This window comes from Kordiimonas lipolytica (assembly GCF_001550065.1).
This window is the reverse complement of record NZ_LRUB01000033.1, coordinates 35,077-49,934: the sequence shown is the minus strand read 5'-3', so window position 1 is coordinate 49,934 and position 14,858 is coordinate 35,077. Positions and strand designations below refer to the sequence as shown.

Below are 14,858 nucleotides of genomic sequence, written 5' to 3'. Positions count from 1 at the left end.
AAGCGGTGTGGCAAACGATTTGACATTACCGACATATGTCGGTAATGATGCGGCAAACAATAAATGGGAAGCAAAAATGCTCCCTCTACACACGACAGGAATGAGGAAACATATGTATAAAATGATGATGAACGCTGTAGCCGCGGTTCTTCTGCTATGGGCGGTAGTTCCGGCTGCGGCAATGCAGACGATGGATGACATTACCGGGGCCTGGCAGGGCGACATGCAGGTTCCTGATGGGCCGACATTCCGCATCGGGCTTGAAGTCTTCCGTAAAGCTGATGGCCAGATGGGCGCGAATGTCGCCAGCCTTGATCAAGGCGTGCGCTATATGTCTGTAAGCAGGCTGACATACCTGAACGGCAGGATCACTGTTGTCCTGGCTTCCGCAGACGTTTCAATATCTGGACTGCTTGAGGAAGACGGAAAATCCATTGCCGCTGTTTTCAATCAGGGAAATAGCCGCTTCGACCTCAGGCTGCGAAAAGTGGCGGCCCTGCAGGAAGCGCTCCGCCCCCAAACGCCCACCGCAGAAGTTGGCTATGCGTCTTCCGAGGTGCGCGTTGAAAACCAGGCCGACAATGTGTGGCTTGCTGGCACAGTGACAGTCCCAGCCAAAGCCGGACGCCATCCTGCTGTGCTGCTGATTTCTGGCTCCGGCCCCAATCAGCGCGATTCATATTTCTTTGGTCACCGCCCCTTCCTGGTGCTGGCGGACTATCTGTCCCGGCGCGGGTTCGTTGTTTTGCGCATGGATAAAAGGGGCGTGTTGAAATCTTCCGGCGATTACCAGAAGGCGGGCATTGACAATTTTCACCGGGATACGGCAGCCGCATTGGGTTTCCTGATGAACCAGCCATATGTGGCCAGGGAAAATATCCATCTCATCGGCCACAGCGAAGGCAGCATGGTTGCAGCCATGGTAGGCCGCACTTCACCGATTAAGTCCATCGTTTCGTTAGCCGGCCCCGGCTTGCCTGTGCGCGAGGTTCTGATCCAGCAAGACCAGAAAGTGGCGGCAATGAAGGGCGCGACGGAAGAGGAACTGGCTATCCTGCGCGACTTCAGCGAGCGGTTCTATGACACCGTCCTGGCGGTCAATGGTGCTGGCGCCAGGGCCACAGCCCTGCAAGCCCTGTATGAAAGCCTGTCTGCGCGAGCCGCTGAAACGGTCACCAAATGGGGCGGCAGCAAAGGCACGTTGAATGTGGGGTTTGCCTCAAACGATACATTCAGGGCTTTGTTGGAAACGAACCCGTTGGATTACTGGGCGGACGTGCGCGCCCCTGTACTGGTTCTGGGTGGCGGCAAGGATACACTGGTTCCTGCGAAACAGAACGTCATGGGCATAGCAAACGCCCTGAGGTCTCACTCTGTCGCCGTGGAGACAGCAATTTTTGCAGACGCGAACCACATGTTCCAGTCAGCAAACACAGGCCTGACAGAAGAATATGCTGCCCTGGATGAGACCATAAGGCCCGATGTGCTGTCGCGCATAGCCGAGTGGCTTTGCGAAAAGTCACCCTGCGGCGGGATGATAACGGAATAACCTTGTGGTTCTTGGCCCTATCGGACGAAAACTTTTCCCCCTGCTGCAGGATCACTCAGCAGACAGCCCCGCGATGGCTGCGGCCAGAAAGGAAAGCCTGCAACATGTGCATGGCGAGGTTCTGGAAATTGGTTTCGGCTGTGGACACAGTTTGGCGTATTACCCCGGTACCATCCGGAGCCTGACTGCGGTCGACAAAAGCGGTGAAATGCTGAAGAGGGCATCAAGGCGCATCACCGGAGCGGATATCAATGTCACGGTTTACTTTGCTGACGCGGCGCACATGCCCTTTGCGGACCAGAGTTACGACTGCGTTGTCTCCCATATGACGCTTTGTTCCCTCGCGGACATTGAGGGCGCGCTGCTGGAAGTACGGCGGGTTTTGAAGCTCGGTGGCACTTTTACGTTTCTGGAACACGGGCTGAGCCCGGAAAGCAGCATCCGCAAGTGGCAGAACAGGTGGAACCCCATTCAGAAGTTTATCAGCGACGGGTGCCACTGCAATCGAAGGATAGATGACCTGATCACCGCCGCAGGCATGCAGATTGAAACGTTGAAAACCTATCATATGGGGGATGCGCCAAGGGTGCTGGACTATATGTATCAAGGCACAGCCATTAAGGGAGCGGACACCATGGAACACCACACACAGACGGCCGAAAGGAAAGAAAAATGAGGGCATACGCAATACTTATCGCCATCGCTATGACGCACTTGGCTGGATGGAGCCCTGTTTGGGCAACCTCCGGCGATGAGGCCACGTTGAGACATTTAAAGACGGTACTTTGGCCTCAAGCCTACCGCACACAGGATACGGATCTGCTCGGCCAAATCCTTCATCCAACGTTTGAAATGATTGATAACGAGGGGCGGCGTTCTGACAGAAAAAGTGAAATTGAGTTCGTGTCAAAGCACGCTTGGACGCCAAGCAATTTCAGCTACACCATTGAGCGCCTGGAAATTTATGACGGCAAGTTTGCTGTGGTTGATGGGACAGGGGCCACCGACACCTACAAATATAAATCCAGCAACTATCTCATAAAGGAAAATGGGCACTGGAGAGCAATCGGGTCACATGTATCAGGGTACAAGGAAAAATGATGTCCTCACGTCAACGGGGCGTGGTTGCCCGAACAGCAAATAGGAAAAGCGTATGATCGGGAAAAAATTGAACGGTTCAGCCTTTGGCAGGGGGCGGTTGCGGGATATTGCCTTGCGTTATGTTTTCATGTTGTGCATCTCGGCTTACTTTGCCTCAGGTGCTGCGGTGGCGGGCGAGGAGAGCCCTGCCCCCTCATCAACTGACATCAAGGCAATTCTCGCCAGCATGGAAGGCACATGGCTTGGCACCGAACTTCTGAAAAACCCAGAGACGGGCGCATGGCGCATCGGCAACCCGATCAATCTGACCATCACGCGGGTCGGGGCGCTTTCAGACCATCATGATTACGGCGGCTTTGCTTTCACCCGGCATTATCAGGCGCCCTTCTGGGTGTTCATGATGAAGGACGAAAACGGCAAGGAAGTTGTTGGCACCAAAGAGGCGATCAACGAATTCTCTCCGCCGGACGCAAAAGGGCACTGGCGGTATGTGACCACCTATGTTTCCACGCCCCTTGAAGGCAAGGTGATGGAAAAGAAGGAAGTCGTGGAATTTTCCTTCGGCACATACCGAAAGCGCTACTTTTCAAGGCCGGTAGGGTCAACTGGCCCCTATGAACTGTATGGCGAGTTCATGGGCCGCCTGGTGGGCGGCGAATAACTCTCTGCGGTCCTTTTAAGGCTGGCCAGTCAGGCAGTGCCCCAGTAAAGCCGCATGGGGTTATCAACCAAAAGCTTATGGCGCTTTTCCTCGGTGTCCGCGATGTGGGGGATGATGTCGACCAAATGGCCGTCATCGACCATATGGGACTTGAGGTTCGGGTGCGGCCAGTCCGTGCCCCACAGAACCCTGTCCGGGAACAGGTCCACCACCTTTTTGGAGAAGGGGATCACGTCTGCGTATAGCGGCGGGCCACTTGCGAGCGTCAGCCGCTCGGGGCATGTCACTTTGCACCAGAAGTTCCCGTTATCACGCATCAGCTTCAGGAACAGCGCGAAATCAGGGCCGTCCACCGGCTTGGCTACATCCGGGCGGCCCATATGGTCCACCACCACATCGGTGGGCAGGGACGAGAAGAAATCATAATATTCTTCAAGGTCTGCGGCCTCGAAATAGATCACGATATGCCAGCCAAGGCGCTTGATGCGGTGCGCGATTTCCATGAGCGGCCCTGTGGGCGGCGTGTCCACCAGGCGTTTGACGAAATTGAACCGCACCCCGCGCACGCCTGCGGCGTGAAGCGCGCCCAGCTCCGCGTCTGTCACGTCCGGGCGCACTGTCGCCACACCACGCGCCATGCCGCCGGAATGCTCCAGCGCGTCCACAAGCGCGCGGTTGTCGGCACCGTGGCAGGTGGCCTGCACGATCACGTTGCGGGAAAACCCGAGAAAATCGCGAAGGTGCCAAAGCTGGTCCTTGGAGGCATCGCAGGGCGTATATTTGCGTTCCGGCGCGAAGGGAAACTGGTCGCCGGGGCCGAAGACATGGCAATGCGCGTCAACGGCGCCCGCCGGCGGCTGGTACGTGGGCTTGGTGGGGTTTGGGTGCCAATCCAGCCAGCCTTCGGTTTTGGTGTAGCCTGCCATGCTTATTTCCCGACAGACTTGAGGTAGGCATCCAGCCGCGGGTACACCCGGCGGGCATTGCCTTCAAACACCTTGTATTTGTCTGCGTCCGAAAGATCGAGCGCATCCACATAGCTGCGCGTGTCATCGAAATAGCGACCGGTTTGCGGGTCAATCCCCCTCACAGCACCAACCATTTCGGAACCGAAAAGAATATTGTCGATATCGATCACATCAAACAAAAGGTCGATGCCCGGCTGGTGATAAACGCATGTATCGAAATAGATGTTCTTCATCACATGGGTGTCCAGCGACGGCTTCTTCAGCATGTCCGCCAACCCACGATAGCGGCCCCAATGGTACGGCACCGCGCCGCCGCCGTGAGGGATGATGAACTTCAGCTCAGGGAAATCCTTGAACAGGTCTCCTTCCAGGAACTGCATGAAGGCGTTGGTATCTGCCGCGATATAGTATGACCCCGTGGCGTGGAAGGTGGGATTGCAGGACCCCGACACATGGATCATCGCGGGTACTTCCAGCTCCACCATCTTTTCATAGAAGGGGTACCAATAACGGTCCGTCAGTGGCGGGCTGTTCCAGTGCCCGCCGGAGGGGTCGGGGTTCAGGTTGCAGCCCACGAAACCAAGCTCGGTCACGCAGCGCTCAAGCTCCTTGATAGAATTATCCATGGTGCCGCCCGGCGTCTGCGGCAGCTGGCACACGCCGATGAAGGTATCAGGGTACAGGTCCATCACCCGTTTGATCAGGTTGTTGCACGCGACCGACCAGTCAAGGGACGTGTCGGCGTCCCCCACATGCGGTTCCATCCGCGATGCGCGCGGCGAAAAGATCGTCATATCGTGGCCGCGCTCGCGCAAAAGCCGCAACTGGTTGGCCTCGATGCCTTCGCGGATCTCATCGTCGCTCATCTCGGGCGCCGCGGGCTTCGCCAGGCTTGGGTCCTTCAACCGGGCCTTCTGCTGCTCCCGGTAATCCAGATGCGGCTGTGGGACAATGGTTTGATGGCCATGACAATCAATAATCATGAGACACCTTCTTTCTTGGATGAGATGGTTTCGAGGAGTTCGGCAAGCGCCATATCGGACGGGTCAACCTGAAGCGCTGCTGACCAGTCCTGCCGCTTCGCGATCGCGTCGCTCAGCAGCGGTTCCATGCCGGCGTCCGCCACGGTTTTGGCAACCTCGCGCATTTCTTCCGCCCGGCGTTTGCCGTGGATCAGAGCCCGCGACATCATGTAGCTGGAAAGCTGAGGCCAATCGAGGCCCGGGAACAGGTCGCCGAGCGACTTTATCACCGTGTCCTCCACGCCGTAATGATGCGCCGAGGCCAGTGCTTCTGTGACCAGGGCTTCAACGCCCTTCACGATCACGCTGCGGCACATCTTGGCCGCCGAAGCCTGGCCGTATGTGGCAGAGAAAAAGGTAATACCGGTGAAGCCAAGGCTGTGCGCCACGTCGGTGAACGCCAGCGCGTGATCGCCGCTCACCAGCATCGGTGCCTTTATGCGCTTTGGCCCGATGGGGGACATGATCGATGTCTCGACATAGCGCCCGCCTGCGTCGTTGACCGCCATGGCGGCCTCGACCTTGGTCTTGGGCGATGCGCTGTTCACATCCATGAACCAGGCGCCCTGCTTCATATACCCCACACAGCTGGCCGCGGCCTCGCCGGTCCGTTCCGCGGTTACGGCACTTATGACCAGATCAGCGTCCGCGACAGCGTCTGCAGCCGACCTGCAGCCAGTCACCGCCGGGTGGTCTGGCATGGCCTTGCTGGGTTTGCTGGCAGCATCCGGGAACTGGATATCATAGGTCGTGAGCGCCTTGTGGCCGAGCCCGACAAGGTCTTCAGCCAGTGTCTGGCCTACTTCCCCAAAACCGATCAGCGCGATCCTTGTCATGCCGCCCCTCCGAACAAGCTTGCGGGCACGAACACGTCCCCCTGCATCAGCTTCATGGCCGTGCGGATCAGCGCGGACTTGCGGGCTTCATAGCCGTCAGCAGTGGGTTCAACCACAACATCGACCGAGAAAAAGCCGGTCGGGTGCTCGATATCAAGCTGGCCGGAACCCGCTTTTGACTGATCGGCCAAGCCGTAAGCCACCGATCCTTCGATCATGGCGGCGGAGGCTACGCTGACGGCGCCCAGCACCCCGATGGCCTCATGAACCCGGTGCGGAATGAAAGTGCGGCTGTTCAGATACCCACCGGACGTGGGCACGGCCACCAACGACATTTTGGGCACAGTCTTCTGGGCCACATCGCCCAAATTCATATCCCGCCCCGCCTGCAGGCGTATGGCCTCAATCCGTTCCTTCAGGGCTGTATTGCCTTCAAGTTCCGCCGGGCTTTCATTGCCGGTCAGGCCGAAGTCTTCGGCGCGGAGCACAACAACCGGCATGCCGTTATCGACGCAGGTCACATCCACACCGTCATAGGTGTCAGTGACATTCCCGGTCGGCAAAAGCGCACCGCATGAAGACCCGGCAACATCCCTAAAATCAAGCGGAATGGGGGCCGCGGGTGTAGGCACGCCAGATATATAGCAATCGCCTTCATAGACTACCTGCCCATCGCGCGTCGGCACATAGGCCACTGCGATCGCGCCTGTGTTGGCCATTTTGATGGTGACCTTGGTCTCGCCCTCTTGCGCTGCAACAAGGCCATGTTCGATCGCCCAGGGGCCAACGCCCGCCAGCATATTCCCGCAGGTCTGGCTGTCGGACACTTCAGCCTTATCCACCACCACCTGCAGGAACAGATAGTCCACATCAATGCCGTCTTCGCTCGACGGACCAATGACGGCAACCTTGCTCGTAAGCGGGTGCGCCCCGCCAACACCATTGATCTGGCGTGGGTCCGGCGACCCCATGGCCGCCAGCAAGACCTGATCGCGCTGCGCAGAATCCGAAGGCAGCTCATCCCGGTGGATGAACAGTCCTTTCGAGGTCCCGCCCCGCATCAGTGTGGCCTTGAAGGATCGCAGCATCAGCCCTTCCAGCCTGCCTGATCAACGTAAACCAGGCCTTTTTCGGCCAGCCGCTCGCGCATGCTGTAGATATCCAGGCCCAGTTCACCCGCTGCCAGGCGTTTGCGCTTGGCTTCTTCATTGGCGATCCGGGCCTTGGCTTTTTCAAGAACAGCTTCGGCTTCATGGCGCGCGACAACGACAACGCCGTCATCATCGGCAATGACCAGATCGCCCGGGTTCACCAGTTGCCCGGCACACACCACCGGCACATTCACGCTGCCCAAAGTTTCCTTGACCGTGCCTTGTGAGAACACGCAGTTTGACCAAACGGGGAAGCCCATCTGGCGCAGGTCGCGTGTGTCGCGCACACCCGCGTCAATCACCAGGCCGCGCACGCCGCGCGCCATCAGCGACGTGGCCAACAGGTCACCAAAATAGCCAGCGTCAGACGGCGACGTTGGCGCCAGCACCAGGATATCGCCCGGCTGGCACTGCTCCACCGCCACATGGATCATCCAGTTGTCGCACGGTGGCGCGCTGATGGTCACCGCATTACCCGCGATGAAGCTGCCCGTCTGGATCGGGTTGATATTTGCGGCCAAAAGCCCCTTCCGGCCCTGCGCTTCATGCACGGTGGCGACGCCCAGGTCACTGTCCAGATACTGCTGGATGATGGCGTCTTCCACGCGTTTGATGTTCGTAACCACAACACTCATAGTCAGTCTCCTGAAGCCCCTGATCAGAAATCCCCTGTCAGAAATCTTCTGTATCGATGGTTGGCCGGATACCTTCCGGGTATCTGTGCCCTGCCACTGTTTCCTGATTGATCAATTGGTCGATCTGCTCGGCCACGGCAGCCGGAATTTGCCATTCCCACCGGGCGATGTTTTCTTTCATGTGGTTGATATTGGCCGTACCCGGGATCACATGCACATGCGACCCGCGCGACAGCACCCACGCCAGACAAAGCTGGGCTGATGTCACGCCCTGCTCTTCAGCGATCGCGTCAAAAGCCTTCGCCAGCTTGGCGTTCACCGGCCAGTTTTCCGCATTGAAGCGCGGCATGGATATCCGGATATCCTTGTCCGCAAACTTAGTTGGGTCATCAACACCGCCCGCCAGCACGCCGCGCGCAACCGGCGAATAGGCCACCAGCGCAACACCCAGCTTTTCGCAGGCCTTCAAGACACCCAGTTCCACATTCCGCGTCCAGGGGGAATATTCATTCTGAAGCGCCAGCATCGGGTGTTCTGCATGCGCCTTCGTCAGCGTGTCTACCGACACTTCACTGAGGCCATATCCGCCAATTTTCCCGGCGTCGATCGCATCCTTGAGCGCGCCAACAGACTCTTCAATCGGCACCTGGAAATCGCGCCGGTGAAGATAGTAAAGATCGATATGATCCGTCTTGAGGCTTTCAAGGCTGATATCAATCGCCTTCTTGATGCTTTCAGGTTTGCAATCGATATAGCGCTTCTTGCCGTCGATGATGATCCCCGTCTTGGACGCCAGGAAAAACTCGTCCCGCCGATGCGATACGGCCTTGCCAACCAGCTTTTCATTGCCGCCAAGGCCGTAAAGGCGGGCGGTATCAAAGTGATTGTAGCCCGCATCCAGCGCTTCATTGAGCAGGCGGATGGCCTGCTCCTCGGTTGGCGGTACACCGTAAGCATGGCTCACGTTCATGCAACCAAGGCCAACCGGATTCAGCGAATGCAAACCTATGGAACGAAACCCTGCTGTCATGACTGCAACTGCTTCTCAAGCTGGTCCAGCACCTGATAGCATGGCATGACTTTTTGAACCGATGAGTTCGGCTCACGCCCTTCACGGATCGCGGCAAAAAACTCGCGGTCCTGCAGCTCGATCCCGTTCATGGAAACATCCACTTTCGACACATCAATCGGCTTCTCATAACCGTCCACAAGGTCGTCATACCGCGCCATATAGGTGCCGTTATCGCAGATATAGCGGAAGAAGGTGCCAAGCGGCCCGTTGTTGTTGAACGACAGCGACAGCGTACAAATCTTGCCGGTTTCGGTCTTGAGCTGGATGGACATATCCATCGCGATACCAAGCTCAGGATGGTGCGGGCCTTCAATTGCGTTGGCCTGAACCACCTTTTCGCCGGTCTGATACTGGAACAGGTCAACCGTGTGCGCGGCATGGTGCCACAGCAGATGGTCGGTCCAGGAACGGGGCTCGCCCTTCGCATTCATGTTGGTGCGGCGGAAGAAATAGGTCTGCACATCCATCTGCTGGATCGAAAGCTCGCCAGCCTTGATGCGGTTATGAACCCACTGATGCGACGGGTTGAAGCGGCGCGTGTGGCCAACCATGCAGACAAGACCTGTCTCTTCAGCAAGCTTCAGCACAGCTTCGGCATCTTCACGGCTATCGGCCAGCGGGATTTCCACCTGCACATGCTTGCCCGCCTTCATGCACTGGATGGCTTGCGCCGCGTGCATCTGGGTTGGCGTGCACAGGATCGCCGCTTCCACGCCGGGAAGGTCCAGCGCTTCCTGCAGGTCTGTGGTTACAGTGGCGATACCGTGGGCATCGGCCACCTTTTGCGTGCTTCCTATCTCGCGCCCCACAAGGGCCACAACTTCCACACCATCGATATTCTTGATGCCATCCAGGTGCTTTTCACCGAAAGCACCGGCACCAGCAACAATTACCTTCATCACTCTTTCTCCAACACAATATGGCCAACGGCCGTATTTGATGCAGGCACATGATAATGCCGGTGCAGCTCGCGCACATTCTTGCCAAGCGCACCCCGCATGATCAGCCACATCACCATTTCAATACCTTCAGAGCCACTTTCCACCAGATATTCCTTATGGGCTAAATATCTGAGGCGTTCAGGGTCTGCCGTCAGGTCATCAAGGAAGGCCTGGTCGAACTCCGCATTGATCAGCCCGGCACGCGGCCCCTGCAGCTGGTGGCTCATGCCGCCCGTGCCCCAGATTTGCACATTCAGGTCTTCAGGGAAGCTTTCCACCGCGCGGGCGATCGCTTCGCCCAACACCCAACAGCGGTTACCAGTTGGTGGCGGGTAGGTCACTACATTCACCGCAAGCGGGATCACCTTCACGGGCCAGGCCTTCGGCTGATCATAGATCAGCGAAAGCGGCACTGTCAGCCCATGGTCTACATCCATCTGGTTGATGATGGTCATGTCCATCTCGTCCAGGATGCAGGACTGGGCGATATGCCATGCCAGGTCCGGGTGGCCTTCTACCTTGGGTACCGGGCGCGGGCCCCAGCCTTCGTCCGCCGGCTGGAATTCTTCCGCGCAGCCGATTGCAAAGGTGGGGATGATGTTCATGTCAAATGCGCTGGCGTGATCGTTGAACACCAGGATCACCACATCAGGCGCCTGTTCCTTCTGCCACTCACGCGTCCACCGGTAGCCGTCAAAGACCGGCTTCCAATAATCTTCTTCGGTTTTACCCAGATCAATCGCGGCACCAATCGCCGGAACATGGCTGGTTGCAATACCTGCTGTTAACTTCGCCATCAGTAACCACCTTTTTTCGATCTCAGGCCTTCTGGCGACCGGCCGCCCGCGAGCATCATCGCCTGATAGTCTTCAACTGAAACACCCGTCATCGTGCTGACCGCCTGCACAAAGCTTTTGCCGTCGCTAGAGAACAGCTTGGCCAGGAAATAGATATTGCCGCCAAGATCCAGCGCCCGGTTATAGTCGCGGTCCAGCACTGCCTGCTTCTGTTCCGCGGTCATCGGATAGTTATCCAGATAGGCTGCCTCATCCTTGCGGAAGGCTTCCCGATTTTCCTCTTTCATCAGGCTCATGCAGAACTGATTAAGCCAATACCCCTTGCGGGCGCGCGCTGCGGTAAAAACCCGGGTTCCGGGAATATCCTCCAGCTCCTCCAGGTACTCATGAATATCTGTCATTCTTTTCACCATTCATATGTCAGCAGGAAGAAAGTCCGACACAGCGGCGCTTGAGATACACCCGCCGCCGAAACACTCATGAAAATGAGGAAATGCCATACTTCCAATAGCTCGCCCCCATTCTAGAAATTCACACCATGAAGTCTAATTCGTTTTAAAAAATGATATAACTAAATTAGAATTATTGATTTACAGCTCCCCTCAGCAGATGAATGAAATCCGTTTGTATGGGCGACGGGAACCAATCGTCCCGCGTTGTAATGCCAATGGGCCTCTGCTCAGACAAGGCCGGCACGTCCAGAATAGATACCCAATCGAGCTCCAGTTCCGCCCGAAGCTGATCCTTTGATACCAGCGACAGGAAATCGCCCTCCAGCAACAGCTCGCGGATCGTCATGATAGACCCGCACTCGACGGGCGTCTGCGGCAGGTTCCCCTCTGAAAACAGCCCGGCCCACAGCTTTCTGATGGGCGTTCCGGCGCCGGCAACGATCCAGGGATACTTGGCATAATCCGCCTCTCGCAGGTTCTTTTTCCCTGCCAGCGGATGATTCTTGCGCGCCACAATCACCGGCTTGTCGTAAAACAGAAGCTCCTGTTCAACCGGACCCGCCTCCACTTCGGGCCTCAGGGCCCCCAGAAGGAAATCCAGATCACCATTGCACAGAGGGTCATAAAGCTCCGCGCGCGATCCTTCCATCACCGAGACGCGCACGTCTGGATGAATTTTGTGGAACGCACTGACGGCCGCAGGCAACAGTTTTGCCCTTGAGAGCGGCATGGCGCCCACCCGGATCAGGCCCGCCCAGCGCCCCTGATGCCCCTGCACCTCATAGAGGCCGGTCTCCAGTTCCGTTTTCGCAAGCTTGCAGCGATTATAGTATCGCTTGCCCTGCCCCGACAGGATGATGCGGTTCCCGACCTTCTTCACCAGGTTATAGCCAAGGATGGCAGACAGGTCGTTCACCGACCGATGGAGCGCTGAAGCAGCCAGCCCCGTTCGCACTTGGGCAAGCTTGTAGCTGCCGGCTTCGGAAAGCTCGATCAGGGCCCGCATGTGGGTGAGGGAAACCTTGTTGTTGGATATGAATGCCAGTGCCCGCTTCACCCGCCTAATCAGGATCGTCGCGCATTCAGTCGGCTGCATGCCATCAGACATGCGCACAAACAGTTTGCAGTTCAGCTTGCGCTCAATCCCCGCGATCGCCTTTGTGATCGCTGGCTGGGTCAGGTTGGCGGCATCAGCCGCCGCTGACACGCTCTGCACTTCGGCCACCCTGATCAGCGCCTGCAAATGCCTTAAATTCAATGTCCAGATAACTGACATGAACGATGTGGTACCCTCATTCGTCTGTTTGTCAGGCCTTCACCAGCCCAAGCAGTTTGGCGGCATTATCTTTCAAAATCCCCGGCATGACCTCATCCCGGAAGCCAACCTTCTTCGCTGCCTCGATCCAGGCATCGGGGCGGATCAGCGGAAAATCTGACCCGAACAGCATTTTATGGCTCAGCTGCGTGTTGGCGTAGCGGATGATCTGTTCCGGGAAATATTTCGGCGACCAGCCGCTGAGGTCAATATAGACATTCGCCTTATGAAGCGCCATCGACAGGCTCTCGTCCGTCCAGGGCCAGCTGGGATGCGCCAGAATGAAATCGATATCGGGGAAATCTGCGGCGATTTCATCAACCAGCATTGGTTGGCCGTATTTCAGCTTCACGCCGCCGCCGCCCCTGAGCCCCGTTCCCATGCCCGAATGGCCGGTATGGAAAATGGCGGGCAGGCCATATTCCGCGATCACTTCGTAAATCGGATAGGCAATACGGTCGCCTGGGTCACAATTCTGCATCGGCGGGTGGAACTTGAAGCCCTTCACGCCGTAGTTTTCGATCAGGTCACGGGCTTCCCGCGCGCCCATTTTGCCCTTGTGCGGGTCAATGGAGGCAAAGGGTATAACCACGTCAGAATTGGCGTTCGCAAGGTCTGCGATTTCCTCATTCCGTATGCGCTTCGCCCCAAGCCCGGCTTCGCAGTCCACCGTGAACAGGCAAAAGGCCATATTCTGCTTGCGGTAATAGTCGATTGTTTCCTGCATGGTCGGCCGCTGGCGCGGAGCCTTGAAATAGGCGGAGGCAGCATCGAAAAACTTGCCCATCACTGGGTCTTCGGGGTCCGTGCAGGATACCTCGGCATGAACATGGACATCGATTGCGACTGTTTTTTCGAGGTCAATCACGCTGGACACTCCACCTTATCCATTAGTCTGCAGCCATGCGCCGAAGCTCGTGCTTCAACACCTTGCCAACACCATTGCGCGGCAATTCCTTTATGGCAAGCATCCGTTTAGGCACCTTGTAGCGCGCGAGCTTGCCATCGAGGAATTTTTCGATGTCCGCAAGCGCCAGTTCACCTGCCTTCGGCACATAGAACAGGCACCCCACTTCGCCCCAGCGGTCATCCGGCACGCCGGCAACCGCAAGCTCTGCAATACCGGGGTATTTGATCAGCAAGGCTTCGACCTCGGCGGGGTACACATTTTCGCCACCCGAAATGAACATATCTTTCTTGCGGTCTGTCACCTTATAGAAGCCGTCAGCGTCCTGTGTCAGGATATCGCCGGTGCGGAACCAGCCGTCCGGCGTCAGCGTTGCCTCGAAATCGGCCTCACGGCGCCAGTAACCGCATGTGATGTTCGGCCCCTTGAGCTGCAACTCACCCGCTTCACCGGGTGCCACCAGGTTACCTTCAGCGTCCACCAATCTGGCCTGCAGGCGAGGCGTGCCGATGCCCACACATCCAGCCTTGCGGTCGATCAGATTCTTATCAAGCGGCATGCCGAAAACGGTGCCTGCTTCGCTCATGCCGTAGCCGTCAACGATCGGGATATCATCCTGCAGCCATTCCCTGATCTGCGCCTCCGGGTGCGGGGCACCGCCGGTGAAGATGGCTTTCATGTTGCGCAAACGGTCCGGGTCGAAATTCTCTGCCGCCCGCAGCGCCACCGCCATCTGCGGCACACAGAAATAATGGGTGATCTTGAGGTCAGGATCAGAAAGCTTATCCAGAGTCTTTTCCGGGATAAACCGGTCTGATACCACCACCGTTCCGCCCATCAGGAAAGCCGGGCGAACCGACGTGACCATGCCGATGATATGGAACATCGGGGATTCGCACAGGAAACTGCTGTCTGCGTCCACCTCACCCAGAAGCGAGAAATTGATCGCTGTCTCGGTGAGATTGTTTTCGCTCAGCATCACGCCTTTCGGCAGGCCGGTGGTGCCGGACGTATAGAGCATCAACGAAGGAAGATTCCCTGCCCCCACACATCCGGCACCCTGGGAAGCCTTTTCGCCTTTTTGTTCGAGCTGGCTAATGTCTTCCGCGTCCACGCCCAGTTCTTCGGCCAGCTCATCACCGAAAATGACACTGGGTTCGCAGTCTTCAATCAGGGCAGCGATTTCAGCTTCGGAAAGGCGCCAGTTCAAGGGAACAAACAGCGCCCCCAGGCGCGCGCAGGCAAGGTGCAGCGCAATGATGTCAGCGCAATTCTTTGACAGGCAGGCGACACGGTCGCCCTCTCCGACGCCTTTTGCAGCCAAGTAGCCGGTAACACCCGCAATGAAGCCATCGAACTGGGCATACGTCCATGACCGGTTTGAGACCAGATCATGGACAGCCAGCTTCTTGCCATGAAGCTGCGCGTGGAAACGCACATAGTCCATCAGG

Annotated in this window: 16 protein-coding genes; 4 read left to right on the top strand and 12 right to left on the bottom strand. The window is 57.4% G+C overall.

Annotated features, from left to right (window positions below; all coding sequences use genetic code 11):
* Positions 1–112 precede the first annotated feature (112 nt).
* From KORM41_RS17440 to KORM41_RS17425, 4 genes are all read left to right on the top strand, one after another.
* A complete protein-coding gene (locus tag KORM41_RS17440; RefSeq protein ID WP_068151280.1) occupies positions 113–1,549 on the top strand; it encodes an alpha/beta hydrolase family protein in 1,437 nt (478 codons plus the stop codon).
* Positions 1,550–1,622: 73 nt separating this feature from the next.
* The gene (locus tag KORM41_RS17435; protein WP_068151277.1) at positions 1,623–2,225 is read left to right on the top strand and encodes a class I SAM-dependent methyltransferase; all 603 of its coding nucleotides are present in this window, start codon (positions 1,623–1,625) and stop codon (positions 2,223–2,225) included.
* Positions 2,222–2,650 (top strand): nuclear transport factor 2 family protein, encoded by a 429-nt coding sequence (locus tag KORM41_RS17430; protein WP_068151275.1) that lies wholly within the window; start codon positions 2,222–2,224, stop codon positions 2,648–2,650. The genes KORM41_RS17435 and KORM41_RS17430 overlap by 4 nt, the downstream gene beginning before the upstream one ends.
* Positions 2,651–2,702: 52 nt before the next feature.
* Entirely contained in the window at positions 2,703–3,311 is a 609-nt protein-coding gene (locus KORM41_RS17425) for a hypothetical protein (protein ID WP_068151273.1), read from the top strand.
* Positions 3,312–3,340: 29 nt separating this feature from the next.
* On the opposite strand, the gene KORM41_RS17420 is transcribed toward KORM41_RS17425, so the two are convergent.
* The 12 genes from KORM41_RS17420 to KORM41_RS17365 form a co-directional block, all read right to left on the bottom strand.
* Complete coding sequence (locus KORM41_RS17420) at positions 3,341–4,237, bottom strand: amidohydrolase family protein (RefSeq protein ID WP_068151270.1); 897 nt, start codon at positions 4,235–4,237, stop codon at positions 3,341–3,343.
* Positions 4,238–4,239: 2 nt separating this feature from the next.
* Complete coding sequence (locus tag KORM41_RS17415) at positions 4,240–5,262, bottom strand: amidohydrolase family protein (protein WP_068151267.1); 1,023 nt, start codon at positions 5,260–5,262, stop codon at positions 4,240–4,242.
* On the bottom strand, positions 5,259–6,137 hold the full coding sequence (locus KORM41_RS17410; protein ID WP_068151265.1) for an NAD(P)-dependent oxidoreductase: 879 nt from the start codon (positions 6,135–6,137) through the stop codon (positions 5,259–5,261). The genes KORM41_RS17415 and KORM41_RS17410 overlap by 4 nt, the downstream gene beginning before the upstream one ends.
* Complete coding sequence (locus KORM41_RS17405; protein WP_068151262.1) at positions 6,134–7,225, bottom strand: 4-oxalomesaconate tautomerase; 1,092 nt, start codon at positions 7,223–7,225, stop codon at positions 6,134–6,136. Before KORM41_RS17405 ends, KORM41_RS17410 begins: the two co-directional genes overlap by 4 nt.
* On the bottom strand, positions 7,225–7,923 hold the full coding sequence (locus KORM41_RS17400; RefSeq protein ID WP_068151259.1) for a 4-carboxy-4-hydroxy-2-oxoadipate aldolase/oxaloacetate decarboxylase: 699 nt from the start codon (positions 7,921–7,923) through the stop codon (positions 7,225–7,227). Before KORM41_RS17400 ends, KORM41_RS17405 begins: the two co-directional genes overlap by 1 nt.
* Positions 7,924–7,960: 37 nt before the next feature.
* The gene (locus KORM41_RS17395; protein WP_068151257.1) at positions 7,961–8,953 is read right to left on the bottom strand and encodes an aldo/keto reductase; all 993 of its coding nucleotides are present in this window, start codon (positions 8,951–8,953) and stop codon (positions 7,961–7,963) included.
* Positions 8,950–9,894 (bottom strand): Gfo/Idh/MocA family oxidoreductase, encoded by a 945-nt coding sequence (locus KORM41_RS17390; protein ID WP_068151253.1) that lies wholly within the window; start codon positions 9,892–9,894, stop codon positions 8,950–8,952. Before KORM41_RS17390 ends, KORM41_RS17395 begins: the two co-directional genes overlap by 4 nt.
* Complete coding sequence (locus KORM41_RS17385) at positions 9,894–10,733, bottom strand: class III extradiol dioxygenase subunit beta (RefSeq protein WP_068151251.1); 840 nt, start codon at positions 10,731–10,733, stop codon at positions 9,894–9,896. Before KORM41_RS17385 ends, KORM41_RS17390 begins: the two co-directional genes overlap by 1 nt.
* The gene (gene ligA / locus KORM41_RS17380) at positions 10,733–11,134 is read right to left on the bottom strand and encodes a protocatechuate 4,5-dioxygenase subunit alpha (RefSeq protein ID WP_068151249.1); all 402 of its coding nucleotides are present in this window, start codon (positions 11,132–11,134) and stop codon (positions 10,733–10,735) included. The genes KORM41_RS17385 and ligA overlap by 1 nt, the downstream gene beginning before the upstream one ends.
* A 181-nt stretch (positions 11,135–11,315) precedes the next feature.
* Entirely contained in the window at positions 11,316–12,461 is a 1,146-nt protein-coding gene (locus KORM41_RS17375) for a LysR substrate-binding domain-containing protein (RefSeq protein ID WP_082720030.1), read from the bottom strand.
* A gap of 31 nt (positions 12,462–12,492) precedes the next feature.
* Complete coding sequence (locus KORM41_RS17370; protein ID WP_068151422.1) at positions 12,493–13,365, bottom strand: amidohydrolase family protein; 873 nt, start codon at positions 13,363–13,365, stop codon at positions 12,493–12,495.
* Positions 13,366–13,390: 25 nt separating this feature from the next.
* Positions 13,391–14,854, bottom strand: a complete 1,464-nt coding sequence (locus tag KORM41_RS17365; protein WP_068151242.1) for an AMP-binding protein — start codon at positions 14,852–14,854, stop codon at positions 13,391–13,393.
* Positions 14,855–14,858: the final 4 nt, after the last annotated feature.